24 protein-coding genes and 3 pseudogenes are annotated in these 26,489 nt (G+C 72.5%); 15 read left to right on the top strand and 12 right to left on the bottom strand.

Annotation, left to right across the window (positions count from 1 at the left end; all coding sequences use genetic code 11):
* The first annotated feature begins 83 nt into the window (after positions 1 to 83).
* The 3 genes from ACZ411_RS03730 to ACZ411_RS03720 all read left to right on the top strand — a co-directional run bounded on the left by ACZ411_RS03730 (position 84) and on the right by ACZ411_RS03720 (position 2,840).
* Positions 84 to 1,139, top strand: coding sequence for a protein NO VEIN domain-containing protein (locus tag ACZ411_RS03730; protein WP_464168631.1), 1,056 nt, complete (start codon positions 84 to 86; stop codon positions 1,137 to 1,139).
* A 281-nt stretch (positions 1,140 to 1,420) separates the two neighbouring features.
* Positions 1,421 to 2,023 carry a hypothetical protein gene (locus ACZ411_RS03725; RefSeq protein WP_464168629.1) on the top strand — a complete coding sequence of 201 codons (603 nt, stop codon included), beginning with the start codon at positions 1,421 to 1,423 and terminating at the stop codon, positions 2,021 to 2,023.
* Positions 2,010 to 2,840, top strand: coding sequence for a hypothetical protein (locus ACZ411_RS03720; RefSeq protein ID WP_464168627.1), 831 nt, complete (start codon positions 2,010 to 2,012; stop codon positions 2,838 to 2,840). The genes ACZ411_RS03725 and ACZ411_RS03720 overlap by 14 nt, the downstream gene beginning before the upstream one ends.
* Before the next feature lie 10 nt (positions 2,841 to 2,850).
* On the opposite strand, the gene ACZ411_RS03715 is transcribed toward ACZ411_RS03720, so the two are convergent.
* Positions 2,851 to 3,405 carry a recombinase family protein gene (locus ACZ411_RS03715; RefSeq protein ID WP_464168625.1) on the bottom strand — a complete coding sequence of 185 codons (555 nt, stop codon included), beginning with the start codon at positions 3,403 to 3,405 and terminating at the stop codon, positions 2,851 to 2,853.
* Positions 3,406 to 3,578: 173 nt separating this feature from the next.
* On the opposite strand from ACZ411_RS03715, the gene ACZ411_RS03710 reads away from it, so the two are divergent.
* On the top strand, positions 3,579 to 4,331 hold the full coding sequence (locus tag ACZ411_RS03710; RefSeq protein ID WP_464168623.1) for a DUF2971 domain-containing protein: 753 nt from the start codon (positions 3,579 to 3,581) through the stop codon (positions 4,329 to 4,331).
* Positions 4,332 to 4,482: 151 nt separating this feature from the next.
* Here the strand turns inward: ACZ411_RS03710 and ACZ411_RS03705 are convergent, their stop codons facing one another.
* From ACZ411_RS03705 to ACZ411_RS03695, 3 genes are all read right to left on the bottom strand, one after another.
* On the bottom strand, positions 4,483 to 5,091 hold the full coding sequence (locus ACZ411_RS03705) for a hypothetical protein (RefSeq protein ID WP_464168621.1): 609 nt from the start codon (positions 5,089 to 5,091) through the stop codon (positions 4,483 to 4,485).
* A 277-nt stretch (positions 5,092 to 5,368) separates the two neighbouring features.
* A complete protein-coding gene (locus ACZ411_RS03700; protein WP_464168619.1) occupies positions 5,369 to 6,376 on the bottom strand; it encodes a recombinase zinc beta ribbon domain-containing protein in 1,008 nt (335 codons plus the stop codon).
* Positions 6,291 to 6,809: a recombinase family protein gene (locus tag ACZ411_RS03695; RefSeq protein WP_464168617.1), complete on the bottom strand. Its 519-nt coding sequence runs from the start codon at positions 6,807 to 6,809 to the stop codon at positions 6,291 to 6,293. Before ACZ411_RS03695 ends, ACZ411_RS03700 begins: the two co-directional genes overlap by 86 nt.
* Positions 6,810 to 6,831: 22 nt before the next feature.
* On the opposite strand from ACZ411_RS03695, the gene ACZ411_RS03690 reads away from it, so the two are divergent.
* Positions 6,832 to 7,401, top strand: a complete 570-nt coding sequence (locus tag ACZ411_RS03690) for a hypothetical protein (RefSeq protein ID WP_464168615.1) — start codon at positions 6,832 to 6,834, stop codon at positions 7,399 to 7,401.
* A gap of 171 nt (positions 7,402 to 7,572) precedes the next feature.
* On the top strand, positions 7,573 to 8,355 hold the full coding sequence (locus ACZ411_RS03685) for a hypothetical protein (protein ID WP_464168613.1): 783 nt from the start codon (positions 7,573 to 7,575) through the stop codon (positions 8,353 to 8,355).
* Positions 8,356 to 8,413: 58 nt separating this feature from the next.
* On the opposite strand, the gene ACZ411_RS03680 is transcribed toward ACZ411_RS03685, so the two are convergent.
* Both ACZ411_RS03680 and ACZ411_RS03675 read right to left on the bottom strand, forming a co-directional pair.
* Positions 8,414 to 8,980, bottom strand: a complete 567-nt coding sequence (locus ACZ411_RS03680; RefSeq protein ID WP_464168611.1) for a GNAT family N-acetyltransferase — start codon at positions 8,978 to 8,980, stop codon at positions 8,414 to 8,416.
* A 128-nt stretch (positions 8,981 to 9,108) separates the two neighbouring features.
* Positions 9,109 to 10,869 carry a DEAD/DEAH box helicase gene (locus tag ACZ411_RS03675; RefSeq protein WP_464168609.1) on the bottom strand — a complete coding sequence of 587 codons (1,761 nt, stop codon included), beginning with the start codon at positions 10,867 to 10,869 and terminating at the stop codon, positions 9,109 to 9,111.
* Between the two features lie 125 nt (positions 10,870 to 10,994).
* Between ACZ411_RS03675 and ACZ411_RS03670 the strand changes: the two genes are divergently transcribed.
* Positions 10,995 to 11,792 (top strand): DUF4184 family protein, encoded by a 798-nt coding sequence (locus tag ACZ411_RS03670; RefSeq protein WP_464168607.1) that lies wholly within the window; start codon positions 10,995 to 10,997, stop codon positions 11,790 to 11,792.
* Between the two features lie 56 nt (positions 11,793 to 11,848).
* Positions 11,849 to 12,280 (top strand): DUF1801 domain-containing protein, encoded by a 432-nt coding sequence (locus tag ACZ411_RS03665; protein WP_104291341.1) that lies wholly within the window; start codon positions 11,849 to 11,851, stop codon positions 12,278 to 12,280.
* Between the two features lie 60 nt (positions 12,281 to 12,340).
* Here the strand turns inward: ACZ411_RS03665 and ACZ411_RS03660 are convergent, their stop codons facing one another.
* Positions 12,341 to 13,372 carry an Lrp/AsnC family transcriptional regulator gene (locus ACZ411_RS03660; protein WP_094115519.1) on the bottom strand — a complete coding sequence of 344 codons (1,032 nt, stop codon included), beginning with the start codon at positions 13,370 to 13,372 and terminating at the stop codon, positions 12,341 to 12,343.
* A 194-nt stretch (positions 13,373 to 13,566) separates the two neighbouring features.
* On the opposite strand from ACZ411_RS03660, the gene ACZ411_RS03655 reads away from it, so the two are divergent.
* The 6 genes and pseudogenes from ACZ411_RS03655 to ACZ411_RS03630 all read left to right on the top strand — a co-directional run bounded on the left by ACZ411_RS03655 (position 13,567) and on the right by ACZ411_RS03630 (position 21,583).
* Positions 13,567 to 15,117, top strand: coding sequence for an ABC transporter substrate-binding protein (locus ACZ411_RS03655; RefSeq protein ID WP_464168604.1), 1,551 nt, complete (start codon positions 13,567 to 13,569; stop codon positions 15,115 to 15,117).
* Between the two features lie 14 nt (positions 15,118 to 15,131).
* Positions 15,132 to 16,199 (top strand): ABC transporter permease, encoded by a 1,068-nt coding sequence (locus ACZ411_RS03650; RefSeq protein ID WP_464168602.1) that lies wholly within the window; start codon positions 15,132 to 15,134, stop codon positions 16,197 to 16,199.
* The gene (locus ACZ411_RS03645; RefSeq protein ID WP_464168600.1) at positions 16,192 to 18,021 is read left to right on the top strand and encodes a dipeptide/oligopeptide/nickel ABC transporter permease/ATP-binding protein; all 1,830 of its coding nucleotides are present in this window, start codon (positions 16,192 to 16,194) and stop codon (positions 18,019 to 18,021) included. Before ACZ411_RS03650 ends, ACZ411_RS03645 begins: the two co-directional genes overlap by 8 nt.
* Entirely contained in the window at positions 18,018 to 18,944 is a 927-nt protein-coding gene (locus tag ACZ411_RS03640; protein WP_464168598.1) for an ABC transporter ATP-binding protein, read from the top strand. Before ACZ411_RS03645 ends, ACZ411_RS03640 begins: the two co-directional genes overlap by 4 nt.
* A 306-nt stretch (positions 18,945 to 19,250) precedes the next feature.
* Positions 19,251 to 20,323 (top strand): annotated as a pseudogene (locus tag ACZ411_RS03635) (metal-dependent hydrolase family protein).
* Between the two features lie 310 nt (positions 20,324 to 20,633).
* A pseudogene (locus ACZ411_RS03630) lies at positions 20,634 to 21,583 on the top strand (M20 metallopeptidase family protein).
* 52 nt (positions 21,584 to 21,635) lie between these two features.
* Here the strand turns inward: ACZ411_RS03630 and ACZ411_RS03625 are convergent.
* On the bottom strand, positions 21,636 to 22,592 hold the full coding sequence (locus tag ACZ411_RS03625) for a class I SAM-dependent methyltransferase (protein WP_464168596.1): 957 nt from the start codon (positions 22,590 to 22,592) through the stop codon (positions 21,636 to 21,638).
* Between the two features lie 47 nt (positions 22,593 to 22,639).
* Here ACZ411_RS03625 and ACZ411_RS03620 point away from each other — a divergent pair, with 47 nt between their 5' ends.
* The gene (locus ACZ411_RS03620) at positions 22,640 to 23,344 is read left to right on the top strand and encodes a helix-turn-helix domain-containing protein (RefSeq protein ID WP_464168594.1); all 705 of its coding nucleotides are present in this window, start codon (positions 22,640 to 22,642) and stop codon (positions 23,342 to 23,344) included.
* A 413-nt stretch (positions 23,345 to 23,757) separates the two neighbouring features.
* On the opposite strand, the pseudogene ACZ411_RS03615 reads toward ACZ411_RS03620, so the two are convergent.
* The 4 genes and pseudogenes from ACZ411_RS03615 to ACZ411_RS03600 form a co-directional block, all read right to left on the bottom strand.
* Positions 23,758 to 23,868, bottom strand: a pseudogene (locus ACZ411_RS03615) (hypothetical protein); the annotation flags it as partial.
* Positions 23,869 to 24,036: 168 nt separating this feature from the next.
* Complete coding sequence (locus tag ACZ411_RS03610; RefSeq protein WP_464168592.1) at positions 24,037 to 24,714, bottom strand: hypothetical protein; 678 nt, start codon at positions 24,712 to 24,714, stop codon at positions 24,037 to 24,039.
* Positions 24,715 to 25,049: 335 nt separating this feature from the next.
* Positions 25,050 to 25,232, bottom strand: coding sequence for a hypothetical protein (locus ACZ411_RS03605; protein ID WP_094115526.1), 183 nt, complete (start codon positions 25,230 to 25,232; stop codon positions 25,050 to 25,052).
* Between the two features lie 190 nt (positions 25,233 to 25,422).
* The gene (locus tag ACZ411_RS03600; protein ID WP_464168589.1) at positions 25,423 to 26,412 is read right to left on the bottom strand and encodes a uroporphyrinogen-III synthase; all 990 of its coding nucleotides are present in this window, start codon (positions 26,410 to 26,412) and stop codon (positions 25,423 to 25,425) included.
* Positions 26,413 to 26,489: the final 77 nt, after the last annotated feature.

Below are 26,489 nucleotides of genomic sequence, written 5' to 3'. Positions count from 1 at the left end.
CTCAGCACGCCACGCCGGTCATCGCGCTACTGACTGCATACTGCGGAAGCATGGAGGGACTGCCCTCTGCCAGGGTTACCTCCATGGGCATCAACAACTGGTGGGCTGCGGACCCAGCCGAGGCGTACTGGATGGAGATCCGCGACGACCCGACCGGGCTCGGGGAGTACCTGCGCGCCCCACAGGCGGGCGGGACGGGGAAGCCTCAGTGGTCTTACGACCTGACCACTTACGTACAGCCTGGCGACCGCGTACTCCACTGGAGTAAGACTTCTGCAGGCGAGCCGTCCATCGTGGGATGGTCCGAGGCCGTGGGTCCCCTCGAGACCATCACTTGGTCGTGGCAAGCAAGGGGCTCCAGAGGTCGCGAGCGCGGTGTCCCCACAATCGGCCCGACGTGGAGCATGCCGCTGACCAACTACTCCGAACTTGAGCATCCCGTCACACGCTCGGACCTTAACGCTCGCCGTGCCAGGGTGCTGAAAGTGCTCGAAGATGGTCGCCGCGTCCACGGGGGATCTGTGTACCCGCCCTTCTACAACTACGGCGGTCGCGAGCTGCGTGCTACGCAGGCGTACCTTGTGAAGTTTCCTGCCGCCCTTGTAGCAATGCTCTTCAAGGATGAACCGGTCGCGGCCCCTGAAGCGACGAGCGGTCGCCGGCAGACGGTGCGTCAAGGTCAGGGCCAGGGGTACCTCTCGGACGCAGCGAAGCGGATGGCACTTGAGCGCCATGCCGTCCGCATGGCCATCGACCACTACCGGGCTAGCGGCGCGACGGAGATCGAGGAGCTCGGTAAGCCCTACGACCTGCGGGTGATGCTGGACGGGCTCGAGCGGCATGTCGAGGTCAAGGGATCGATGGGCGACGACTTGGCCACCGTTCAGCTCACCCAGGGTGAAGTCGACCACGCCCAGACCTACCAGCCGACTGACCTCTTTGTGGTCGACGCAATTAGCGCCTCGAGGGGCGCTGACGGGGTCGTTACAACGTCCGGAGGGGTGACGCGCGTATGGACGGATTGGGTACCGAGCACAAAGTCACTTCGTCCGACCCACCTGCGCTACACGCTTCCGGCTAGCTCGCCGGGCATACACCCGAGGCGGGCTCGCGACGGGCGGCGTGGCGCTCAGACCTAAAACTAAGGACGTCGCCCCGGTCGTGTCGCGTGCCACCGAGGCGCTGGTGTTGCTGCACCGCTGTGTCAACCCTCGCCACCCTGGTCTGGGGGCGCGGCGCTCGGTGCGGTACACGTACCGTGGTGCCATGTCGAAGACCTTGGGTGAACCCAGCGAGGATCAGCCCGGACCCGTCGCGCGCTTCATGGGAAGTGCTTTGGGCAAGAACGCGTCGTACGGCGCTGAGGCGGTCGTGCAAACTGGTCCCCCTGGCGGGTGGTGCACTAGGTGTCGTCATCGGCATGGCCAGGGATGGCGTCGCGCAACGGGAGTTCGAGCGCATCGTCACCGGGATCAACTCAAGCTTGGTGCGCGTGACCGATCACATCGAGAGCATCGATGGAGCTCTCGCGCACCTAGGTGAAGCCTTCTACGCCGCATCCCACCGCGTCGTGAACGCTTCGTTGGAGACCCCTGATCCGGACAAAAGGCAACGCATGCGAGAGGCACTTGCCTCCGGCGTTATACGCGGATGGGATGACGAGACTCAGTACTTCCTTCGCGTGGCGTGCAAGCACGAAGCGTTGGAGGCGACTGTCCTGAGCAGCCTCGCGTCTCTCATGGTGGCGGCCTCGCACCCCATCGACGACGCCGTTAAGCGTGTTTGGGCCACCTTGACCCAGGAGCAACAAGCCGTCATAACGCAAAGTCATGTACGCGGAGTCGCTATCAGCATGGAAGCTGATGGGCTTGTGACCCTGATCCCTGCACAGGCAGTGGCGAGTAACGGCTCCGGACCCGCGTTCTATCCAGACGCATCGGAGTCGTTCACTGTGACGCCCCTAGGCGTTCGGTATCTAGAGTTCCTCCGCGAAGGCGAGGAGCGGGCTGATGGAGATCGCTGACTTAGTAGTGCAAGCGATCCTTGGAGTTCTGGCACTTCTCGTGGACGCGGCTGGTGTCTTTTTCACGGCGTTGGCTGCCATCGCCTCGTCTGCGGCCATCATCTACGTGGCCAGACAGACCAAGTTCGTCAAGAAGTCCACCGACGCCGCTGAAGACGCTGTGAGAGTTGCGGAGGACAACGCTGCCGCTGCTCGGGAGTCTCTGGAGCTATCCCGAGCGACCTTCCGGCAGTCGGAGCGAGCCCGGCTCGATGCACGCGCGCCTCGTGTCTTCGCTCACTATGACGCTGCGGCGATTGGAAAGCCGGGAACGCTGTGGTGGAAGGAGAAGGACTACCCCGAGCTGGAGTGGCAGCCAGCAAGCCCGGGCATGGTGTTCGACTTTGGTGAGGGCCTGACGCAGTTCTTTCCCTTCCGCGTGACGGTACCCGTCACCATCAGGAACGACGGACCTGGAAGCGCGCCTTTGACGTCACGCGGCTTCTACCAGGATGGGGACACGCTGAACGATGCGGTCAGGCAAGTTCTCTTGCCGCCGAACTCGTCACTGCACGGGCACGTGCTGCTCACGATGATGCTCAACCAGTGGCAGCAGTTTCGCGAGTATGACGTGCAGCCCGAATGGGGCGCGGAGTTCGACGTCATCGGGCCCTTCACTGAGGACGTCGACGATCACTTCGTCACGGCCTTCACGGGAAGCGTCCTAGAACCAGTAGAGGGAGCAGAGTTCCAGTGGCGTATCGCGTCTGACGGGGGCTCACTCGAAGTTGCTAGTCAGGACAACAGGCGCATCTACCGCTTTGGTCCGGCGGAGTGAGCCAAGAGCGTCAGGACTCTAGGGCACGGTAGATGGTCGGCCGGGACACGTTGAAGGATGCCGCGAGGTCCGTTGCGCCCTCTCCGGCATCGTGGCGTGTGCGGATCGCCTGGATCTGCTGGGCCGTCAGCTTGGGCTTCCTGCCTCCCACTCGGCCGCGCTCTCGGGCCGCTGCGAGCCCATCCAGGGTGCGCCCCTTCATGAGTGCGTGCTCAAACTCCGCAAACGCGGCCATCATCGTGAAAAACAGCCGTCCTTCCGCTGTCGTCGTGTCGATGGCCTGCTCCGTGGCGACGAGCGCGACGCCGTTCATCTGGATCCAGTCAGCTATCTCCAACAGATCCTTTGTCGAACGTCCCAGGCGGTCGAGGCGCGTCACGACCAGGGTGTCGCCCTTCCGCAGGACATCCTTCACGCGGTCCCACTGCGGCCGCGAGACTTTCGTGCCGGTGAAGTGGTCCACGTACACCCGAGAGCATCCAGCCGCGTAAAGGGCGTCCTGCTGCGACTCAGGGTTCTGATCGGTCGTGCTGACTCGGGAGTAGCCGATGCGGTGCGAGGTCATGCTTGCAAGTGTAACGCTAACGCTGGTGGCGTTACAAGTCATTCGGACACGGGTTCTGAGACACTTGGCACGGCGTGTCGTGGCGCTGTCCGATGGCGTCTCGCAGACGATCGTTTCTAATACATGATGCTGGCCTGTGCCGTCTGCTCGAGACGTTCCGCTAGCTTGTGATCGTGTTCATGGATGACGGCCACCCCAGCTTTGTCAATCACCCTGAGGATGACGAACCGGTCTGGCGGTACATGGATCTCGCACGGTACTTGTCTCTCATCCAGTCATCGGCTTTGCACTTCGCCCGAGCCGACCAGATGAGTGATCGGTGGGAGGGCTCCTACGGGCAGAAGAACCTGATCCTTCGGCCGCAGTTGTATGGCGAGCACTTCGAGGTGATGACTGCTCAGGCTGACGCGCGACGCGCGCATGTCCTACGCTTGATGCACCTCAACTGCTGGCATCTCTCGAGCATCGAGTCGGCGGCCATGTGGGACATCTACCAGCGAGAAGGACGCGGCGTGGCTGTTCGCTCAACTTGGGGACGGTTGACCCGCAGCATCACCTCTGGGCGGAGCATCTTCGGCGCGAAGGTGCGCTACGTGAACTACAACACCGCCTTCATACCCGAAAGCAACATGTTCGACCCCTTCATGCACAAGCGTGAGAGCTTCGCCCACGAACGCGAGGTTCGCCTGGTCATGATGACAGGACTGTCTGCGTCCGGCTCCGATGAAGAGGGCCCGCTTTTGACGGTCGGGCCCGAGCCGCCCGTCATCGCTGTCGATGTCGAGCTCAACGAGCTCATCGAAGCTGTGTACGTCGCCCCGGACGCCCCGGACTGGGTCGGTACCGTCATCGAGTCTGTGACCCGACAGTACGAGTTCCAGTTTCCAGTCCGGCAATCGGATCTCGCCACTGATCCGATCGCGTAACTAATTGTCTCCGCAGTGCGACCGCGCCTGTAGGGGGCGTTTTCGTGATCTTGTCAATGACAAGCATCCCCACGTCCTTGCTGCCCGCAGTCATGACGCGGCTTCGGGTGTCGGTGAACTGCGAGAGGGCCCGCTAGCAACCGTCTGACACCTAGGAGGGTGGATTGACTCGGTAGCGTGCGACGGTTCGGCTGCTGACTCCGAGCATCTCGGCCTGCTCTCGCTTGGAGTAGCCAGCCACGGCCTCCCAGTCCGCTCGACTGATCTTCGGCCCTCGCCGGCTCTTCGTGCCTCCCTTGCGTCCCGCCTCGCTGAGCTTCGATGTGAACTCGGGGTCCCATGCGCTGAGCGCGTGTGCCGATCGGGCATCGCAGAAGTCAGAGAGCTCTTCCCAGAGGAGGTAGGTTTTACCCCGTCCGGCCTTGCTGTCCATGTCATAGGCACTCACAAATGCGTCTCGGCCCGCAACCTCGATGTAGTCCGCGAGGGCGCTAGACAGGCGTACAGCGGTCCTCCAAGACCCATCTCGTAGTTCGGCCGCGGTGAGCTTCCGCTCGTGCTTGGCGTCCTCATTGAGCCAGCGCAATGCGTAGGAGGCTAAGTGTGAGATGACCCTGCCGACGTAGGTCTCGCCCTTGTACTCGGGCTCGAAGTCGGCTCTGCGAGGAAAGACGCTGAGGTCTACTGCAGCAGGGAAGTCACGAGCGTGAGCATCCCTCGACTGCTTGGTCTCAGTCTCCTCCGTGGGTACGAACGTCACTCGTCTGCGGTCAAGCTTAGGAACGAAGGGGCTAGAGGAGACCGTAGGCGGATCAGCGGCAGCGGTTGGCGGCGCGGGCGGGCGGTCGATGCCAGGACTAGCTACGTTATCTGTCATACCTACTCGCGCCTCCTTGCGGTTCTCAACTTCGGTCAGGGCTCTGGGCATCTGGCCGCGTCCGAGAGCGGCTGTCGAGCCGCGGCCCCTGCTTCGTACTATCGACACGACGGCGCTCAGCTGTCATAGACGGTCCTATCAACCCCTAAGACTTATACGGTCAGGGGCCCTCAGAATCAAGTTCGGGGGCCGAGTCATTGAGCGAGGGGACCGTGAGGTAATGGACGGTCACCCGCTCGTTGCTCGATCCGCGGCCCACGACGATCCCTAGAAGGGCCTCGACTACCTTGCGCTGATCCTCTATGGGTAGGGCCAGGAAGCGCTCTCTGAGGGCCCTACGTCGATCTACCCAGGCGTTCATGTCCACACGATGCGTGACCGGATCGACCAGCGACCGCACGTCCTGAGTCAGGGTGCCGCCGATGATCTGCGCCCGCTGCTCCTGGATCCGTATCTCTAGCTCTTTCTCCTTAGCCTTGACCTCGGCGAGCTGCACCGCTGCCTCTGCCTCGGGCATGAGGTCCGCGAGCACTAGACGAGAGACGCGCTGGCGGCCCTCGCGTAGCTGCGTCAACTCAAGCTCAAGGGCTCGAAGCCCCGTCGTGTCCTGCTCGGGCAGAACGTCGCGACCATGGATGAATGCGGCGGCTACAGCGTTGGCTACTAAGGCATCGAGCTTGCTGGCCTTGATGGAAGCATGAGGCCCGTTCGTGCGGTCTGAAGACGTGCACCGGTACACGGCGTAAGACTTGCCCTTGTCGCGCTTGGATGCGCTGCGCATGGGGGAGTGGCAGACGCCGCATAGGGCGACTCCGCCCATCATGTGTGCCTGCCTAGGACCCGGGCTTGTGCGCCGGTTTGGGTCAGCAAGGATCGCCTGTACGTCAGTCCAGTCCTGCTCGCTGACCAACGGCTCCCATATGCCCCTCACGCCGGGGACGAGGGTGCCCATGTAGCCGACGAGCCCGGCGTTGTACGGACGTGCAAGGAGGTGCCTGAGGGGCGTAGCGGCCCACTTCTTAGCGGTCCCGTTCGGTGCCTGGAACGTCGGCCCTGGCGTGTTCCATGCCCGGAGGACGGCGCTAAGGGAACCGCCGTCGAGCACGTGCGAGTAGGCCCACTGGACCGCGGGACCCTGAGTCGGGTGAGGAGTGATCTTGTCGGGCATGTAGCCGAACGGAACCCTGAGCCGGGAGCGCGGCACCCTCTGCTCTCCTAGCGGCGTAGTGAGCCCTCAGCCGCTCCGTCTTTATAGCTGACTCATACCCAGCAACCGCGCCTGTGATGGTGGCTGTGAGCCCGCCTGAGGCCGTGCTGGGGTCGACGATAGACCCGTCACCCATCTGCCAGCGGACCTTGTGCTTAGCCGACGCGAGCCGGAGCTGCCACAGGTCCTCGTCATTGCGAGATAAGCGGTCCTGGTGCCGAGCTAGGACGAGCTGGACCTTGCCACTCGTCACGTCTACGAGGAGACGGCGGAAGCTGGGGCGAAGCTTGCCGCTGTAGCCGCTGATCCCGTCATCCACGTACTCGTCATAGATCGTGTATTCCTCACGAGCGGCAAGTGCGCGGAGGCTAGCTAGTTGAGACTCGATGGACACGGACGACTCGTCGGACTGTGAGATGCGTGCCTACAGAGCGACGGAGGTCATGGTGTCAAATGTAGATGATGCCACGCAGTACGGGCAGGCGCCGCTGCCGCCCGAGTCGCGGCTCGAGGCGGCGTGGGGACGGGCCGCATCCGGGATCGACCTGCTCATCGGGAACACGGCCGAGGAGGCGCGGCTGTTCCTGCCGGGCATCCCGTGGCTCGCGCGCCTCACGCGGCTGCCCGTCGTCGGGCCGCTCGTGCGCCGGGCCGCCGTCGCGGCCGTCACGGGCATCGTCTACGGCCGCCCGGGGCGCCGGTTCGCGCGTCGGCACGCGCGGGCCGGCGGCACGGCGCACCGGTACGCGATCCGCTGGTCGGCGCCCGGGAGCCCCTTCGGTGCCGCGCACACCGTGGACCTGCCGCTCCTGTTCGGGGACGAGGAGGCGTGGCGCGGCGCCGGGCTCCTCGCGGGTGCGCCGTGGGAGGGCGTGCAGCGCGACGCCCGGCGGGTGCGGCAGGTGTGGGGGGACTTCGCGCGCGGCGAGATCCCGACGCGGCAGCTGATCCCGGGCGTGCTCGAGCTGCGCCGCGTCGCCGGCTGAGCGGCCTGTCGTCGGCTGAGCGGCGTCACTCGAGGGGCGGCCGACCGGCACCCGGCCGCCCGGCACCCGCTCGGGGGCCGTGGCGCGGTGCCGCCGCCGGGACCGTCTCGGGCAGGCTGGGCGGGTCCGCATCCGGACCCCGCCGACCCCGAGCCGCCCACCAGGAGCCCCGTGTCCCCGTCGAAGCCGTCCCGCACCGCCCGCGAGCGCCGAGGGGCGATGATCTTCACGGGCGTCCTCATCGCCGTCGTCCTCGTGCTCTCCGCGGTGGCCGCGCTGCGGCCGGGCGCCGTGCCGCTGTGGGCGTTCCTCGGGCTCACCGGTGCGGGCATCGCCGTGGCGCTCGCCGTCTACGCCGTGCGGAACGGCTGGGTCCGGGTCCTGCTGCTCGTCGGCGTGGTCGGCGTCGCGTCCGCCCTGAACGCCTCGCCGATGCTCGGGGCGTCGATCCCGTTCGTGGCGGGGGCCTTCGTCGGCGCCCTCCTCTCCCTCGACGAGTGGCCGTGGCGCCGGAGCCCCGAGGAGCGGTCGCGCGAGAGCCAGCCGCGGCCGCTCGCGAGCATCCGGCCGTGGTCGGGATCCGGCCTGTCGGCGACGCTGGCGGACGTGCCCGTCGGGCGGCGTGGGACGACGGAGACGGGCGTGCTGCTGGTGGCCGGGGACGTGGCGCAGCGCTTCCGCGTCGACGAGCTGCACGCCCTGGCCACCGGACGCGGCGGCATGGCGGAGTCGGTCGACGCGGACCGGCCGGAGGTCCCGGGCGGCACCGTCTGCCTCGTGCGCGTGGACACGGCGTCGCCCGACTCCATCGTCGGCGAGGTGCTCGTCGGCCTCCCCGGCGACGCGCTCGCGCTCGTGCCCGTCCGCGATCCCATGCCCCGCCCCGCGGCCGTGCTCACGGGTGCCGACGCGGCGTCGTTCCGCGCGTGGGCGCTGACGATCCCGGCGCCCTAGGCGGATCGGGGCGCCGGCGCCGGCGCCCACGAGCGCATCGGCGTCGGTGCGATCCACCTCACGCGAGGACCGGCCAGGGCCGCGGCGACCGGTCGTCCGTCGCGAGGAGGCCGGCCAGCCAGTCGTCTTCGCGGCCGTCGCGGCCGAGGGCCCCGAGCCGGGCGACCCCCTCGAAGCGGAAGCCGAGGGCGCGGGCGACGGCGGCGGATCCCGCGTTCCCGGCGTACGCCCGCCAGCCGATGCGCGCCAGGCCGAGGCCCGGCATCCTGTCGAACCCGTGGTCGACGGCGGCGGCGGCCGCCTCCCGCATGAGCCCGCGACCGCGTGCCCCGGGCGCGAGCCAGTACCCGATCTCCGCGGCGCCGTCCGCGACGTCGTGCAGGCCGACCGTGCCGACGAGCGCGTCGCCCTCGACCACGGCCCACGTGAGGCGGTCGCCGGCGACCCAGCCGTCGGCGCAGAGGCCGGTGACGTACGCGACCGCGTCGCCGCGGCCGTACGGCACGGGGACGGGGACGAAGCGCTGGATCGCGGGATCCCGGCAGGCGGCCGCGATCGCGTCGACGTCGCCCACGACGGGCGGGCGGAGCGTCAGGCGCGGGGTGCGGAGGGTGACGGGATCCATCGGCCCACGCTACCGGCCGGGATCGGGGCCGGCGGCAGGGCGCCCGCGACGCGACGACGGCCCGCCCCCCATGTGCGGGGACGGGCCGCCGTCGGCGTCGCGGAAGCGTCGCGAGGAGGCTCCGCTGATCAGTCGCGGGGCTTGCGTCCCCGGCGCTCGGGCGCCGCGCCGCGCTCGGCGGCACGGGGGCCGCCGCGGTCGGGGCGGATGTCGATCGGCCGGCCGTTGATCTGCGTGCTCGACAGGCGGTCGAGCCGGTCCTGGTCGAGGCCGGCGGGCAGCTCGACCAGCGAGAAGTCCGGACGGATGTCGATGTGCCCGAAGTCCTCGCGGCTGAAGCCGCCCTCGTTGGCGAGCGCGCCGACGATCTGGCGCGGCTCCACCCGGTGACGGCGGCCGACGTCGATGCGGTAGGTGGCCATGTTCCCGCTGCCGCGCGCGGGGCGGGGGCGGCGCTCGCCGCGGTCGTCGCCGTCGCGGGACGGGCGGTCGTCGCGGCGCTCGCGCTCGACGCGCGGCGGGCGCAGGTCGTCGGCGGAGAGGAGGAGCGGCGTGTCGCCCTGCGCCACGATGGCGAGGGCCGCCGCCACGTCGGACTCGACGACGTCGTGGTGGTTCACGTAGTGACAGACGATGTCGCGGAACGCGTCGAGGCGCTCGCGGTCGTCGAGCGCCGCCGTGATGGCGTCGTCGAAGCGGGTGAGGCGCGTGACGTTCACGTCCTCCGCGCTCGGCATGCGCATCTCGGTGAGCGGCTGGCGGGTGGCCTTCTCGATGGCGGTGAGGAGGCGGCGCTCGCGCGGCGTGACGAAGCTGATGGCCGCGCCGCTGCGCCCGGCGCGACCCGTGCGGCCGATGCGGTGCACGTAGGACTCGGTGTCGATCGGGATGTCGTAGTTGACGACGTGGCTGATCCGCTCCACGTCGAGGCCGCGGGCCGCGACGTCGGTGGCGACGAGGATGTCGAGCTTGCCGGACTTCAGCTGCTCGACCGTGCGCTCGCGCTGCGCCTGCGCGACGTCGCCCGAGATCGCGGCGGCGGCGTACCCACGGGCGCGGAGCTTCTCGGCGAGCGTCTCCGTCTCGTTCTTGGTGCGGACGAACACGATCATGCCCTCGAAGTTCTCGACCTCGAGGATGCGGGTGAGGGCGTCCACCTTCTGGGGGTACGACACCATGAGGTACCGCTGCGTGGTGTTCGCGGAGGTCGTGGTCTTGTTCCTGACCGTGATCTCCTCGGGGTCCTGCAGGTACTTGCCCGAGATGCGGCGGATCTGCGCGGGCATCGTGGCCGAGAACAGCGCGATCTGCTTCGACTTGGGCGTGTCCGCGAGGATCGTCTCGACGTCCTCCGCGAAGCCCATCTTCAGCATCTCGTCGGCCTCGTCGAGCACCAGGAACTTCAGCTGCGACAGGTCGAGGGTGCCCTTGTCGAGGTGGTCCATGATGCGGCCGGGGGTGCCGACGACCACGTGCACGCCGCGGCGGAGCGCCGACAGCTGCACGCCGTAGCCCTGGCCGCCGTAGACGGGCAGCACGTGCACGCCGCGCATGCCGGACGCGTAGCGCTCGAAGGCCTCGCACACCTGGAGCGCGAGCTCGCGCGTGGGCGCCAGCACGAGCGCCTGCGGCGTCTTCTGCGCGACGTCGAGGTTGGAGAGGATCGGCAGCGCGAACGCCGCCGTCTTGCCGGTGCCGGTCTGCGCGACGCCGAGGACGTCGCGGCCGGAGAGGAGGGAGGGGATCGTGGCGGCCTGGATGGCCGAGGGGGTCTCGTAGCCGACGTCCTTGAGTGCCTTGAGCACCTGGTCGGAGAGGCCGAGGTCGCTGAAGGTCGTGCGGGGGGCGGCGTCCGCGTCGGGGGTGGATGCGGTGTCGTCAGTGCTCATGCCTCAACGGTAGGGGGTCGGGGACGATCCGCACCCCACGGCGGGCGCATCCGGGACGCACGGGGCGGGGACGGCGGGACGGGGCGGGCGGAGCGGTGCCGGGCCGGATCGCGTCAGGATGGACCGTGCCCTTCACCGTCAGCCATGCCGTCGTCGCGCTGCCCGCCGTCCGCGGGCCGCTCCCCGCGGCGGCCGTCGCGGCCGGCGCGATGGCCCCGGACGTGCCGCTCTTCCTGCCCGGCGGCCTCGACTACGCGGCGACGCACGCCTTCCCGAGCCTGTTCGCGACCGCGCTCCCGGCGGCGGGCGTGCTGCTCGGGGTCTGGCTGCTCCTGCTGCGGCCGGCCGCCGACGCGCTGCTGCCCGCCCGCATCGCGTCGCGCCTGCCGCGCGCGTGGGCGCGGCCATCCCGGCCGACCGTCCGCGGCGCGCTCCTCGCCCTGGCCGCGCTCCTCGTCGGGGTGCTGACGCACGTCGCCTGGGACGCGTTCACGCACGCCGGGCGCCTCGGCACCGAGCTCCTGCCGGCGCTCGCGGAGCAGTGGGGCCCGCTGCCCGGGTTCCGGTGGATCCAGTACGCCTCCTCGATCGGCGGGACGGTCGTGCTCGTGGTCGCGGGGATCCGCTGGCTGCGGCGCACCGCAGCCGTGCACCGCGCCGCGCGCCGGCGCCCGCCCGGGGAGCGGGCGCTGCGCCGGGCGCTCGCCGCGACCCTGGCGCTGATCGGCCTCGCCGCGGTGCTCGTGCCCGTCGTCGTCGAGGGCGTGCCGCGCGACGTCGACGCGCTGCGGGGCGTCGTGTTCGCCGCCATCACGCGCGGCGGGGCGGCCGCGGCCGTCGCCGTGCTGCTGGCGGCGCTCGCGGTGCGCCTCGTCCGCGGACGCGCCGGACGCCCGGCGGCGACCGCACCCGCAGCCCCCTGACCGACCGGGCGCGGGCAGGGCTGGCCGCGGCGCGCCCGGACCGCCACACTGGCGGCATGGCCGCAGCGAAGACGATGCCCACCGACCAGGACGTCGCCGCGTTCCTCGACGCCGCGACGCCTCCGCGCCGCCGCGCCGACGGGATCCGGCTCGCCGAGGTGTTCGGGGAGGTGACGGGCGTCGACCCGGTGATGTGGGGACCCTCGATGGTCGGCTACGGCAGCTTCCGCTTCGTCTCCGCCCGGGATCCGCGCACGCGCGGGATCTGGCCGCGCACCGCCTTCTCGCCGCGGAAGGCGCAGCTCTCCCTCTACGGCCTGAAGGACCTGGCCGCGGGCGCGGCCCTCCTCCCGTCGCTCGGCACCTTCACCGAGGGCGCCGGCTGCGTGTACGTGCGCACCCTCGACCACGTGGACCTCGACGTGCTGCGCCGGCTCGTCGCGATCGCCTGGGCGCGCCCGGACGACCCGGAGCCGGGCGCGCGCTGAGCCCGACCGGTGCGCTGAGCCCGCCCGGCGCGCCGAGCCCGACGCGCGGCACGGCCGCCCTCACCCGTCGACGTGGGCGTCCAGCCCCATGGGCACGAACGAGCTCCACCGTCCCTCGTCGTCGAAGAGGTGGCCGGTGCGCTTCGCGACGCGCGGCACCACCCAGCGGTCCACGATGCGCAGGTTCTGGAACACCCGGGTGAGCTTGCTCTCGATGTCGTCGAGCTCCTCGAGGTTCCGGAGCCACAGCGACGCGACGAGGTTCGCCTGCCCGGTGACGGAAGCGCACATCCTCAGCTGCGGGAACAGCCGGAGGGCCGCCGCGACCTTCTCCATCTCGGCCTGCGCGACGCTCAGCCAGATCATGGCCGAGCTCTCCCAGCCGAGCAGGTTGTAGGCGAAGTCGATGCGCCACCCCACCCAGCCGGCCGCGAGGAGCGTGTCGATGCCGCGCGACACCGACGCGAGCGACTTGCCCACGCGCTGCTGCACGGAGGAGACCGGCCGCCGCACGTCGTCGGTGAGCGCCTCGATGAGGTCGAGGTACGCCTGCGTGGGCGTCGCGCGACGGGGGTTCTGGGGCAGCGTCGCCTCGACCGCCCGGGCCTGCGCCGCCGTGAGGGCGGGCACGCGGTAGCTCGACCCCTCCTGGAAGAAGCGGCGGACGTGGTGGGTGCGCGTGCCGGCGATGCCCGGCACCGAGCTGCCGAGCTCGTCGACGAGCCGGTCGATGGCGAGCAGGTCGGCCGCCGAGAGGGTCAGGTAGAGGTCCCGGGAACCGCTCGTGCAGTGCACGCTCGTGATCTGCCGGCGGCCCGAGACCGCCCGGATGACGTCCTCGCGGTGGCCCGGACGGCACATGACCTCGACGAGCGCCGTGCGTCGGGGGAGCGCGAGGCCCTCGGTCGCGCCCGCGCTCGGCGGCTCCAGGTAGAAGCACGTGGACCACACGACCCGGTCGTCCCTCAGGCGCTGCCAGCGCCTCGAGAGGGTCGACGCGTCGACCTGCAGGATCCCGCTCAGCTGGGCCCACGAGATGCGCGGGCTGATCTGCACGGCGTTAATGAGCTGGAAATCCAAGGGGTCGGCCATGGCATGAATCTGGCATCCGGATGCGCGAGGTGTCAAGAATCCTGCCGATTCGTGCCTCGAAGGCGAAGGAGCAGGCGCGCCAGGCGCAGCATCGTCACATCGCGCCGCACGGCGCGGACCGGTGGCGCATCCGTCGCCCCGGCGGCGACGACGCCCCTCTCCCCATCCGCAGCACCCGCCCCACCGGAGGACCGATGCCCGCACCACGCCACCTCGCCGCCACCTCGCTGGCCGCCCTCGCCGCCCTCTCGCTCACCGCGTGCGCCTCGGGAGGGGCGGGCAGCGCGGGCGACAGCATCAACGCGACGCTCGGCACCGACCCCGGCGGCTTCGACCCCGCCCTCGCCCGGGCCGCCGACGACTACGTCGTCGACCGCATGCTCTTCGACACGCTGCTCCGCAAGGACGACGGCAACGTCCTCGTCGGCGGCCTCGCCACCGACTGGGAGGCCGCCAGCGCCTCCGACTACACCTTCACCATCCGCGACGACGCCAGCTGCGCCGACGGGACGCCCATCACGCCGACGGTGGTCGCGGACTCGCTCACGCGCTTCGCCGATCCCGTCACCGCCTCCACCGGGCGCACCCTCGCGCTCGGGGGAGCATCCGCCGAGATCACCCCCGACGACGCCGCGGGCACGGTGCACGTCGCGCTGTCGGAGGACTGGGCCGACTTCCTCACCGGCATGACGCTGCCGCACTCGGGCATCGTGTGCCCCGCGGGGCTCGCCGACCCGGAGGGGCTGCTCGCCGGCACGGTGCCCGGCGCGTTCTCCGGGCCGTACGCGCTGACCGCGTCGCAGCCCGCCGTCTCCTACGAGATGACCCTCCGCGACGACTACGACGCGTGGCCCGCCTTCGCGGATCCGCTCGAGGGGACACCGGCGACGACCGTGACCTTCACGCCCATCGCCGACCCCGCCACCCTCGCGACGCAGCTGCTGTCCCGCGGGGTGGACGTCGCCAGCTTCAGCGGCGAGGAGGTCGAGCGGTTCGACGGCGACGACGCGTTCACGCCGACGCAGGTCACGGGCCTCACGTCGTACCTCCTGTTCAACCAGCGCGAGGGATCGCCGTTCGCCGGCCGCCCGGACCTCCGCCGAGCCGTCGCGCAGGCCGTGGACGGCGTGGCCCTCACCGACGTCCTCACCGACGGACGCGGCGAGCGCATCGCCTCGGTCAGCTCCGACGCGGTCTCCTGCGTCAGCACCGACGACGGCCTCCTCGTCCCCGAGGACCCGGAGGCGGCGTCCGCGGCGCTCGCGGGCGTCTCCATCCGCCTCGTCGGCACCCAGCTCTTCGGCCCCGGCAACGAGTACATCGCCGAGGTGCTCCGCGCGGCGGGCGCCGACGTCTCCTACGACGAGCTGGACAACGCCAACTGGTCGACCACGACGGGCTCGCCCACGGGCTGGGACGTGACGCTGCAGGGCGACATCAACCTCATGGGCACGCTCACCTCGTCGCTGCTCCGCGTCATGGGCCCGAGCCAGGAGGACGGCGGCCGCAACAAGACGGGCGTCGTCGACGACGCGGGCTACGCCGCGCTGACCGAGGCCATGGCGGTCGTCGACCCCGAGGAGCGGTGCGGGCCCATGCAGGCCGCGCAGGCGTCCGTGCTGGAGACCGTGTCCGCCGCGCCGCTCGCGGCCGTGCCGACCACGGTCGTGACGGCCGAGGGCATCAGCATCCGCGCCTTCGACGACTACATCGACCCGTCCACCATGCGCGTCGTCGCCGAGTGACCCGGGGATCCTCGATGACCGCCGACACCGTCGCCGCTGCCGCTCCCGCCGCGGCCGTCGCCTCCCCGGCCGACCCCGCGGGCCCGGGCCGGGGCACCCGCCCGGCCCGCCGGGGCCGCTCCGTCTGGCTCGACTTCGCCGTGCGCCGGGCCCTCGGGCTCGTCGGGACGCTCGTCGCGCTGGTCGTCCTGTCGTTCCTCATCGTGCAGCTCATCCCGGGCGACCCGGCGGTGGCGCTCGCCGGAGCGGACGCGTCCGTCGACGAGATCGAGGCGCTCCGCACGGAGCTCGGGCTCGACCAGCCCGTCCTGCAGCAGTTCGGCGCGTACGTCGCGCAGCTGGCGCAGGGCGACCTCGGCACCTCCTTCCAGTACCGGCAGCCGGTCGCGACCATCATCGAGAACCGGCTGCCGTTCACGGCCACCATCGCGCTCGTCGGCATCGCGGTCGTCCTCGTGGTCGCGGTGCCCCTCGGGATGCTGATCGGCGTACAGACGCGCGGCGGCCGCCGGCGGTGGCTCGACACGGCCTTCGGCGCCGTCACGGGCTTCCTCGACTCGGTGCCCGGCTACGTGATGGCGACGATCCTGGTGGTGGTGCTCGCGCTCGGGGTGGGCATCCTGCCGTTGTTCCCGCCGGCCTACAACGCCCGCGCCGGCGCCGCCGCCTACGTGCTGCCCATCGCGGCGCTCGCCATCGGCCCGATCTGCACCATCAGCCGCGTGGTCCGCCGCGAGACGCAGGTGGTGCTCGAGGAGGACCACGTGCGCACGGCCCGCGGCTGGCGGCTCGGCGCGCTCCCGCTGCACCTCAGGTACGTGCTGCCGAACCTCCTGACCACGACGCTCACCCTGAGCGGCCTGATCCTCAGCGGGATGCTCGGCGGCGCGCTCATCATCGAGAGCGTCTTCGCCCTGCCGGGGCTCGGCACCGGGATCATCAAGGCCATCCTCGACCGCGACTTCCCCGTGATCCAGGGCATGGTGCTCGTCCTCGGGATGATCGCCGCGCTCGTCAACCTGCTCGTCGACGTGGCCCTCGGCCTCATCGACTCGCGCACCCTCGGAGGACGACATGACTGACACCACCACGAGCGCGACCGCACCGTCCGCCCGGCCCCTCGCCCCCGCGCCCGGTGCCACGCCGCGCCGCTTCCACTGGACGCCTGGCCTCGTGACGGGCCTCGTGCTCCTCGCCGCCGTCGTGATGGTGGGGATCGTCGCGCCGCTCCTCCTGCAGGAGCAGGCGGACACCATGGCCGAGCGGGCGGCGGCGCCCTCGGCGGCGCATCCGCTCGGCACCGACCAGGCCGGGCACGACATGCTCGCCCGGAGCCTCGTCGCGACCAGGCTGACGCTCCTCATGACGCTTGGCGCCACGGCCATCGCCGTCCTCGCCGGGATCGTCGCCGGCACGGCCGTCTGGCTGCTGCCGCGGCGGGCCCGGGAGGTGTGCCTCCGCGTCATCGACGTCATGGTCGCCTTCCCCGGCCTCCTCCTCGCCCTGGTGGTGGCGGCGATCCTCGGGGCCGGCGCGGGCCCGGCCGTCGTCGCGATCGGCGTGGCCGGCATCCCGACCTTCGCGCGGCTCACCGCGAACCTCGCCGCGAAGGTGTCGCAGCGCGACTACGTCTCCACCGCCCGCCTCCTCGGCGTCGGGGACCGGCGGATCGTCACGGACCACATGCTCCCGAACATGGCCGAGCCGCTCCTCGTGCTCGCCGCCTCGACGTTCGCGCAGTCCCTCACGGCCATCTCCGCCCTGTCCTTCGTCGGCCTCGGCGTGCAGTCGCCGCAGTACGACTACGGGAAGCTGCTCAACGAGGCGCTGCCCTCGCTGCTGTCCGGGCGCCCCGAGCAGACGGTCGGCCCGGCCGTCCTCATCGTCGTCACGGGGCTCGCCGCCATGCTCGTGGGCGACGGGCTCGCGGCGGCCGCCGATCCCCGCGCCGGCCGCCGGGCGTCGGCCGCCGCCGTCCGCGGCGCCGGCACCACGCTCGTCCCCGGGCTCGACGCGATGGTGCGGGTCGAGGACCTGTGGGTCCGCACCTCCGCCGGGGTGCCGCTGGTGAAGGGCATCTCGTTCACGGTCGGCCGCGGCGAGATCGTCGGCATCGTGGGGGAGAGCGGGTCCGGCAAGTCGCTCACCGCGATGAGCGTCGCCCGGCTCCTCGCCGACGGGCTGGAGGCGGAGGCCGCGACCATGCGGCTCGACGACCTCGACCTGCTCGGCCGGGTGGATCCGCGCGTCCTCGCCCAGACCGTGAGCCTCGTCTACCAGGACCCGGGCAGCACCTTCAACCCGGCGCTCCGGCTCGGGACCCAGCTGACGGAGGTGCTGCGCACCCACCGCGGGCAGTCCCGCGCCGCCGCCCGGTCGACCGTGCTCGACGCGCTCCGCCGCGTGCACCTCACGCTCCCCGAGAAGCGGATGCGCCAGCACCCGCACGAGCTGTCCGGCGGCATGCGGCAGCGGGCGATGATCGCCGCCGCGCTCGCGGTCGACCCGAAGCTGATCATCGCCGACGAGCCGACCACCGCCCTCGACGTGACCGTGCAGGCGGAGATCCTCCGGGAGCTGAAGCGCCTCAACCGGGACACCGGCACGGCGGTCATGTTCATCTCCCACGACATCGGCGTGGTCCGCGCCCTGTGCGACCGCGTGCTCGTCATGAACGGCGGCGAGATCGTGGAGGAGATCGACGCGGACCGGCTCGACGCGGCCACGGCCGTGCACCCCTACACGCGGGCCCTCCTCGCCGCGACGCCGAGCCTCACCGAGCGGGTGGGCGAGCTCCCGGTCGTCGACTGGCGCGGCGAGCAGGCGCGCACAGCGGCAGGTCCCGGCGCCGATCCCGACCGCACGGCCGGCACCCGGCCCGACACCCAGGAGGTGGCGCGATGAGCGCCCGCATCGACGACGCCGACGTCCGACCGGCCGTGCGCGCGACCGGCACGAGCCCGAGCCCGAGCCGGAGCACCAGCACGAGCCCGGGCCCGAGCGACAGCACGAGCCCGAGCGCCATCCCGGCCCCGCGGGACCCCGACGGCCCGCCGATGCTCGAGGTGCGCGGCCTCGACGTGGTCTTCGGCAGCGGATCCCAGTCGGTGCGCGTGCTGCGCGGCGTCGACGTCACGGTCGGCACCGGCCGCACCGTCGGCCTCGTCGGCGAGAGCGGGTCCGGGAAGTCCACCCTGGCCAAGGCCCTGGTGGGCACGGTCCGGCCGAGCGCGGGGAGCATCCGCATCGGCGGCGTCGACGTGCGGACGCTCGGGCGCCGCGACCGCGCGGCGATGCGCCGCCGCGTGCAGATGATCCCGCAGGACCCGTACTCGTCCCTCGACCCCCGCCGCACCATCGGGCAGGCGCTCGCCGAGGCGGTGGACCCGCGGCACCCGGACGTGCGCCGCCACCGGGACCTCATCGCGGAGTGGCTGCGCGTGGTGCGCATGCCGGCCGACGCGATCGACCGCTACCCGCACGAGTTCTCGGGCGGCCAGCGGCAGCGCATCGCCATCGCGCGGGGCCTCCTCGTGCGGCCGGAGTTCGTCGTCGCGGACGAGATCACCTCCGCGCTCGACGTGTCGGTGCAGGCGGAGATCCTGAACCTCGTCGCGCGACTGCGCCGCGAGCTCGGGCTGTCGATGCTGTTCATCTCGCACAACCTGGCCGTCGTCCGGCATGTGAGCGACGACGTCGTGGTGCTCTACCGCGGCGACGTCGTGGAGCAGGGCCCCACCGAGCAGGTGTACTCCGACCCCCAGCACCCCTACACGCGGTCGCTGCTCGCGGCCGTGCCCGGCGCGCCCGGCTTCTCCATCGACTGACCCTCCTCCATCGACCGACCGGGGGCCGGCCGCGCGCCGGCTCCCGCCCCATCCGCCCGCACGAGAGGATCCCCATGTCCCGACCCCCCGTCCCCGCGCTCGCCGGGATGCGCCTCACCGGCGCGCGCCTCATCGACGGCACCGGCCGTCCGCCCCTGGACGACGCCGTGCTCGTCGTCGACGAGGTCGGCGTGATCTCCTACGCCGGGCCAGCCGCCGCGGCCCCGTCCGCCCGGCGCCCGCACGGTCGACCTCGCCGGTCGCACGGTGCTGCCGGGCTTCATCGACACGCACGTGCACCTGTCCATGGACAGCGCCGACGGCCCGTACCACCGGGTCGCCACCGAGCCCGCCGTGATCGCGTTCGAGACGGCCGACCGGATCCGCCGCACGCTCGAGGCGGGCGTGACCACGGCCCGCGACCTCGGCGGCCTGAGCGCCGGGTACCGCATCGCGGTCGAGCGCGGCCTCATCGTCGGCCCGCGGCTGCACGTCGCCGTGAAGGTCATCAGCCACACGGGCGGGCACGGGGACTTCCACCTGCCGGGCGGCGCCGTGCACACGCACACGGAGGCCATGTCGGAGATCGCCGACGGGGTGGACGAGGTGCGGCGCGCGACGCGGCGCATCCTCCGCTCCGGCGCCGACGTGGTGAAGATCTGCACGACGGGCGGCATGGGCAGCCCGCACGACGCCCCCGAGGACGAGGGGCTCCGCATCGACGAGGTCCGCGCGATCGCCGACGAGCTCGAGCGGCACGGCGGGACGCCGCTCGCGGCGCACGCGCAGGGCACGGCCGGGATCCACGCCGCGGTGCTCGGCGGTGTGACGAGCGTCGAGCACGGGTACGGCATCGACGACGAGGCCATCGACATGATGGGGGAGCGCGGCACGTTCCTCGTTCCGACGCTCTCGACCGTCTTCCTCGGCATCGACCGCGACCGCATGGAGCCGTACCACTACGCGAAGAAGACCAGGTGGACCGGGATCACGAAGGTCAACGTGGCGCACGCCATCGAGCGGGGCGTGCGCATCGCGCTCGGCACCGACTCGGCGTCGGCCCGCACGGCCAGAACCTGCGGGAGCTCGCCTGGATGGCGGAGCTCGGCATGGACCCGATGGACGCGATCGTCGCCGGCACCCGGACCGCCGCGGAGCTCCTCGGCATCGCCGGGACGACCGGCACGCTCGAGGCCGGGCGCCTGGCCGACCTCGTGATCACCGACGTCGACCCCCTCGCCGACATCGCCGGGCTCGGCGACCCGGACAACGTGCTCGTCGTGGCCCAGGCGGGCCGCGTCGTGAAGGACACCATCGGCCTCCTGGACCGCGTCGCGGCCGAGGCCACCGCCGACCGAGAGACGAGGATCCCCGCATGACCGTCGACACCGACACCGACACCGACACCGACACCGCGCCCGCCGCATCCGCCGCATCCGCCGGCGCGCCCGCCGCTCCCGACGCCGCGCTGCTCGCCGCCGCCGCCGAGCTGCTCCCCGGCCTGCAGGACCTCCGGCGCCGTCTGCACGCCGAGCCCGAGACCGGGCTCGTCCTGCCCGCGACGCAGGCCGCCGTGCTCGCCGCCCTCGAGGGCCTCGGCCTCGAGATCACGACGGGCACCGCCACGACCTCCGTGGTCGCCGTGCTCCGCGGCGGATCCCGGGGCCCACCGTGCTCCTCCGCGGCGACATGGACGCCCTGCCGCTCGCCGAGCAGACGGGCCTCGACTACCAGGCGACCAACGGCAGCATGCACGCGTGCGGCCACGACCTGCACACTGCCGGCTCGTCGGCGCCGCCCGCCTCCTCGCGGCCCGGCGCGAGGAGCTCGTCGGCGACGTGCTCCTCATGTTCCAGCCCGGCGAGGAGAGCTGGGGCGGCGCGGAGATCATGATCGGGGAGGGGCTCCTCGACGCCTCGGGCTCGCTGCCCGTCGCCGCCTACGCGCTGCACGTGGGTCCCGGCGAGCGCGGCGCGTTCCAGTCGCGACCGGGGCCGGTCATGGCCAGCTCGAACAGCTTCTACGCGACGTACCGCGGGGACGGCGGCCACGGGTCGACGCCCTGGAAGGTCGCCGACCCGGTGCCCGCGGTGGCCGAGCTGACCCTCGCGCTCTCCACCATGGTCGCCCGCCGCACCAGCGTGTTCGACCCGGCGGTGCTGTCCGTGACGATGCTCAACGGGAGCGCCACGCGGAACGTGATCCCGGAGACAGCGGGCCTCGGCGCGACCGTGCGCGCGCACTCGGAGGGCGCCCTGGCGATCCTCGAGCGGGAGACCGTGCGGCTGGCCGAGGGCATCGGCGACGCCCACGGGCTCGCCACCACGGCCGAGTTCTCGCGCCACTACCCGCCGACGGTGAACGACGCCGACGAGGTCCTGCGGGTCGAGGAGGCGGTGGCCGCGCTGTTCGGGCCCGGGCGCTACGCGACCATGCCCCACCCGATGATGGGATCGGAGGACTTCTCCTTCGTCCTGGAGCGCGTGCCCGGCGCCTTCGTGATGGTGGGCGCGTCGCCCGACGGGGTCGATCCCGCATCGTGCGCCGCGAACCACTCGCCGTACGTCGTGTTCGACGACGCCGTGCTCGGCGACATGGCGGCGCTGCTGGCGCACCTCGCGCTCACGCGGCTGCGCTGACCGGTTGCGCTGACCCGGCCGCGCTGACCGGCCGCGCTGACGGCGCGTCCGGTCAGCGCGGCCGGCGCCCGACGTACGCCGTGCGGGTGCCGCGGAGGCGGACGCCCGGGGTGCGCTCGAGCGCGTGCGGGCCGCGCGGGTCGAGGAGGGCGTGGAGGGCCGCGCGGTCGTTGGCGTCGAGCCGGTCGCCGGAGCGGTCGCGCACCCGGGCCAGCCATGCGCGGGCGTAGGGGAGCGTCGCCTGCGCGGCGACCGGGTCCGCCGGATCCGGGTCGATGCGGAACGTGCGCGTCTCCACGCCGACGAGTCCCGCCTCGGAGAGCCACGGCGCCCAGTCGGGGTGCGACGGGCCGCCGGTCCCGCCGTGCGTGACGGCGTCGTCGAGGCGCCGGGCGAGCCCCGGGCGGCCGAGCGCCGGATCGAGCTGGTCGGGCAGGAAGCGCGGCGGCCCGTCCATCTCGACCACGGCGAGGAGCCCGCCGCCGCGGGCGAGGCCGTCGTGGATGCGGGCGAGGAGCGCCGCCGGGTCCCGTACCTCGTGCAGCATGAGCGACGCCCACACCACGTCGGCCGGGGGGAGCCCGGCGAGCCCTCGTCGAGGTCCGCGCGCACAGTCCGGATGCGGTCCGCGAGGCCGTCCACCACGGCGCGCTCGGCCACGCGGGCGAGCATCGGATCGTCCGGCGTCGACGGCGACGACCTCGGCCCGGTCGAAGCGACGGGCGAGCGCGACCGTGCCGGTGCCGGTCCCTGCGCCGAGGTCGACGACGACGCGGCCCGCGGCGTCGTGCGCGAGCCGGCGGACCCAGGCGGTCAGCTCGCGGAGGTGTCCGTGGAGGATGCGCGCGTCGAGGTCGAGCATCACCGCGAGCGACGCGTCGGCGGGCCCGTGCGGGCCGTCCGCGAGACCGTGCGGGCCGTGGTCGGGGCGCGCGGCAGCGTGCGGGTGAGCATGAGCATGCCGGTGAGCGGGAGCGTCGTGGGGAACGGGAGCGTCGTGGCGGTGCATGCTCCCAGGGTGGCGCACGCGTGCTCCTGGCACATACCATCTTGCCCATGACGCAAGAGACCGATCTCGACTCCCTCGTCCGGCAGCGCATCCGGAGCCTCCGGGAGTCACGGGGCTGGTCGCTCGACGTGCTCGCGGCCCGGCGCTTCCTCAGCCCCTCCACGCTCAGCCGGATCGAGCCCGGTCACCGCCGCATCGCCCTCGACCAGCTCGTGCCCATCGCCCAGGCGCTCGCAGACGTCGCTCGACGCGCTCATCGAGTCCGGGGACGACGCCGACGTGGTGATCCGCCCCCAGGAGGACGCGGAGGCGGCGGCGCACGACCTGGATCCTCGCGCGGCGGGCGCGGGCAGTCCGGCGTGTTCGTCGCGAAGATCCGCATGACGCCGACGCGGCCGGTGCCCGTCGACCAGCTGGGCGTGCACCCCGGTCGCGACTGGTTCACGGTGCTGTCGGGCACGGTGCGCCTGCAGCTGGGCGAGCGCACGATCCTCGTGGAGGAGGGCGACGCGGCCGAGTTCTCGACCATGGTCCCCCACGGGATGGGGCGCGCACCGCGGCGTGGCGGAGATCCTGACCATCCTCGACCGCGACGGGCAGCGGGCGCACCTGCGGGCGGGCGGCAACGGGGCGGGCGGCGCCGGGGCGGGCGGCGCCGGGACCGCGGCCGACCCCCTATCGGACGCGTCGGGGGTCTAGGCCTCGGCGGGCGGCGTCTCGGGGACCGGCTCGCCGCCCGTGTCCGGGTCTGACCGGCGGGGTGGTCGGCTCGGGCGGATCGGCGGGGCCGGGGTCGACCGGCGGGTCCGTCGTCGGCTGCGGGTCGGGGGTCGGGTCGACCGGCGGGTCCGTCGTCGGCTGCGGGTCGGGCGTCGGGTCGACCGGCGGGTCCGCGGTCGGCTGCGGCGACGGCTCGGTACGGAGCGGCTGGGCGCCGGCGTGCTCGGCGTCCGCCGCTGCCGCCGTTCCCGCCACCGCCCGTGCTGCCGCCGCCGTTCCCGCCGCCTCCGGTGCCGGGCTGCGTGCCGGGTCGGGTTCCCGGCCGGGCCGGGATGTCGGGCGCCTTGGGCACGATCGGCAGGGCGATCCGATCCGGTGCGGGCGCGGAGAGCGTGAGGGTGACGGTGGATCCGGGCTCGACGCGCGTGCCGGCGGCGGGGTCCTGGCGCGCGACGATCCACACGTCCTGGCGCACGAGCGCGCTGCCCGCGGCGTCGGCGAACGCGATGCCGAAGCCGGACGCGGCGAGCGTGTCCCCGGCGTCGACGGCGCGCATGCGGGTCACGTCCACCATCTCGACCAGGCCGTCCGCGGAGACCGGGAGGGGGTTGGCGAGGTCCGCGAGTCTCCGGCACGGGGCGCGCGTCGGAGATCTCGAGGGCGTCGGGATCGGCGACGTCGTCCTGGGCCATCGGGAGGGTCGCGGCGACCGCGCCGCCGGCGATCAGCACGAGGGCGAGGCCGGCCGCGACGCCGCCGGCCGCGCGGCTGCGGATGCCGGGGATCCACGCGAGCCGTCCCGGACGAGCGGGATGAGCCCGGCGACGAGCGCGACCACGCCGAGGGCGACGAGGAGCCCCGGCAGTCCGGCGATGACGGCCGCGGCGATGACGAGCACGGCCGCGACCGCGAGGGCGGCCCAGGGCCAGGTGCTGCGACCGCGGAGCGCGGGAGCCGTGCCGGCGGCGCGCGCGGCGTGGGAGCGGAGGCGGCGCTCGTGGCCGCGGCCGCGGCGGGCGGGCATCGCTGGGGCGGCGGCTTGCGGGGCGAAGGCGCTGGCGACGGACGAGGTGCGGGCGGGCGTGTCGAGGGGGGACCCGGCGGGGGCCGCGACGGGCGGGCCGGTGGGCGGGCCGACGGGCGATCCGGTGGGCGGCGACATCGGGTAGCCGGGGGGCGGCGCGACGGGCGAGCCCGTGGGCGGCGCGAGCGGTGCGCCGGCGGGCGGAGCGGACGCCGAGGGTCCGGCGGGGGATCCCGTGGGCGACGCGGGGGACGCGGCGCCGGGCGCGTAGCCCTCGGGCAGCGGTGACTCCGAGCACGAGGCGCGGCTCGGGCGTCGACGACGCGCGGCCGGGGAAGACGCGGCGGCCGGAGACGAGCGGCGTCCAGCGGCTGCCATCCCAGAAGCGCTGGGTCGCCCTTGCCGTCGCCGAACCAGCCGGGCTCGTCGGACGACGGGGTGACCGACGTCGGGGAGGCGGGCGGCGGGGTCGACGACATGGTGCTCCTCAGCTGGAGAAAGGTCTCCTCCGCTCAGGTTAGGCGGCGGGCGGGGCGACCGTGAAGCCCCGGGGTGCGCGTCGGATGGCCTCGGCACCCCCAGTCAGGGGCGTCCGGTGCCCCCGCGGCGAGCCCGCCGGACCCGAGAGGGAGCCCGTCGACGAGGTCGCGTCGGGGCACCCGCCGGCGCGCTCCGGCCTGCGGCGCCGCTCACCCGCAGACCTCAGGCGCCGCTCAGGCGGCGGTCGCGGCGGCCTGCGGCGCGAGGTCCACCTCGAGGCTGGTCGTGCCCGCGTGGCGGAAGGCGCCGGAGCCGGAGAACGCGACGCAGGCGGGATCGCCGGGGCGCGGTGCGAGGGCGACGGGAGCCGCGACGCGCGCGGTCGGGGCGGGGGCGGGGGCGACGGAAACGGGCACGGGATCCTCCAGATCGACCGCCCGGTCGGGCGATGACCCCAGGCTCGCGGACGGGACCCCGCCGCGCGTCCTCCCCGCGGCCCCCGCGCCTCGTCCCCGGGGCGCAGACCCGGCTGTGCCTCTGTGCCGCAGAGCCGCCGCCGGCCCCGCGCCGCCGGCCGCCGAGCCGCCGCGCCGCCGCCTTCCCCGCTCAGACGGTGGAGAGCCGGTACCCCCGCTCGATGACGGTCTGGACGATGCCCGCATTGGGCAGCGACCGCCGGAGCCGCGAGATCGCGACGTCCACGGCGTGGTCGTCGAGGAGCTCCGGCGTCGCGCGCGCGAGCACCCGCCGCGGCACCGTGGCGCCCTCGGCGGCGACGAGCGCCCGGAACAGGGCGAGCGGGACCGGGCTCAGCGTGAGGCGCTCGCCGTCGATCACGACGAGCCGGCCGCGCAGCTGCACGGCGCCGTGCCCGGTCTCCACGCGCGCCACGCCCGACTCCTCCAGGTGCGCGCACACCAGACGGATCAGGGCGCCCATGCGGAACCGGTCGGGCGTGATGGGCAGGATCCCGGCCTCGACGAGCGGCGCAGCGGTCACCGGCCCGACCGCGGCCGCGACCACCAGCGTGCGCAGCGCCTCCTGGAGGTCCTCGAGCCGACCCGCCGCATCCGCCGTGGTGAACAGCGCCTCGACCGCGGGCGCGCTCGTGAACGTGACGGCGTCGATCCCGCCCGTGCAGACCGCCTCGACCAGCCGCAGGACGCGCGCCGAGTCCTCGTGCACCGTCCAGCGGTAGGGGGCGACGGTCAGGACGTGCGCGCCCACGGCCTCGAGGCGCGCGAGCTGCACCGGGTCGGTGAAGCCGTGCAGCTGCACCGCGACCGTCTGCCCGGCCACGTCGCCGCGCAGCACCAGGTCGACGAGCGACGTCGTCGTCTCCCGCTCGCTCATGCCGTGGTCGTCGAGGGACGCGGCGCGGATGGCGCCCCGCGCCTTGGGCCGGCGCACGAGGATCCGCGCCCGGCCGAGGACCTCGGTCAGCTCGTCGCCGACGCCCGCCGCGTCGGCGGCCTCGAACCAGCGGCGGATGCCGTAGGAGGTGGTGGCGAGGAGGACGTCGGGCCGATCGCGGATGATCGCGCGCGTCTCGGCCTCGAGCGCGGTGAAGCGACGAAATGCGCGAAAGCGTTTCACGATAAATGCGAAAACATCGACACTGCACGAGGAACGGTTAATATCGGCTTCATAGAACTGAACGAAGTAGAGGACAT

This window comes from Clavibacter sp. AC415, from assembly GCF_979252985.1.
Note: the sequence above shows the minus strand (reverse complement) of the source record. Positions and strands in the feature narration are given on the sequence as shown.

Coding starts and splice junctions, on each gene's coding strand:
- ACZ411_RS03730 (WP_464168631.1), top strand. CDS start 84: ATGGGCATCAACAACTGGTGGGCTGCGGACCCAGCCGAGGCGTACTGG.
- ACZ411_RS03725 (WP_464168629.1), top strand. CDS start 1,421: ATGGCCAGGGATGGCGTCGCGCAACGGGAGTTCGAGCGCATCGTCACC.
- ACZ411_RS03720 (WP_464168627.1), top strand. CDS start 2,010: ATGGAGATCGCTGACTTAGTAGTGCAAGCGATCCTTGGAGTTCTGGCA.
- ACZ411_RS03715 (WP_464168625.1), bottom strand. CDS start 3,405: ATGACCTCGCACCGCATCGGCTACTCCCGAGTCAGCACGACCGATCAG.
- ACZ411_RS03700 (WP_464168619.1), bottom strand. CDS start 6,376: ATGCCCGACAAGATCACTCCTCACCCGACTCAGGGTCCCGCGGTCCAG.
- ACZ411_RS03690 (WP_464168615.1), top strand. CDS start 6,832: ATGCGTGCCTACAGAGCGACGGAGGTCATGGTGTCAAATGTAGATGAT.
- ACZ411_RS03680 (WP_464168611.1), bottom strand. CDS start 8,980: ATGGATCCCGTCACCCTCCGCACCCCGCGCCTGACGCTCCGCCCGCCC.
- ACZ411_RS03675 (WP_464168609.1), bottom strand. CDS start 10,869: ATGAGCACTGACGACACCGCATCCACCCCCGACGCGGACGCCGCCCCC.
- ACZ411_RS03665 (WP_104291341.1), top strand. CDS start 11,849: ATGGCCGCAGCGAAGACGATGCCCACCGACCAGGACGTCGCCGCGTTC.
- ACZ411_RS03660 (WP_094115519.1), bottom strand. CDS start 13,372: ATGGCCGACCCCTTGGATTTCCAGCTCATTAACGCCGTGCAGATCAGC.
- ACZ411_RS03655 (WP_464168604.1), top strand. CDS start 13,567: ATGCCCGCACCACGCCACCTCGCCGCCACCTCGCTGGCCGCCCTCGCC.
- ACZ411_RS03650 (WP_464168602.1), top strand. CDS start 15,132: ATGACCGCCGACACCGTCGCCGCTGCCGCTCCCGCCGCGGCCGTCGCC.
- ACZ411_RS03645 (WP_464168600.1), top strand. CDS start 16,192: ATGACTGACACCACCACGAGCGCGACCGCACCGTCCGCCCGGCCCCTC.
- ACZ411_RS03640 (WP_464168598.1), top strand. CDS start 18,018: ATGAGCGCCCGCATCGACGACGCCGACGTCCGACCGGCCGTGCGCGCG.
- ACZ411_RS03625 (WP_464168596.1), bottom strand. CDS start 22,592: ATGCACCGCCACGACGCTCCCGTTCCCCACGACGCTCCCGCTCACCGG.
- ACZ411_RS03620 (WP_464168594.1), top strand. CDS start 22,640: ATGACGCAAGAGACCGATCTCGACTCCCTCGTCCGGCAGCGCATCCGG.
- ACZ411_RS03610 (WP_464168592.1), bottom strand. CDS start 24,714: ATGGCAGCCGCTGGACGCCGCTCGTCTCCGGCCGCCGCGTCTTCCCCG.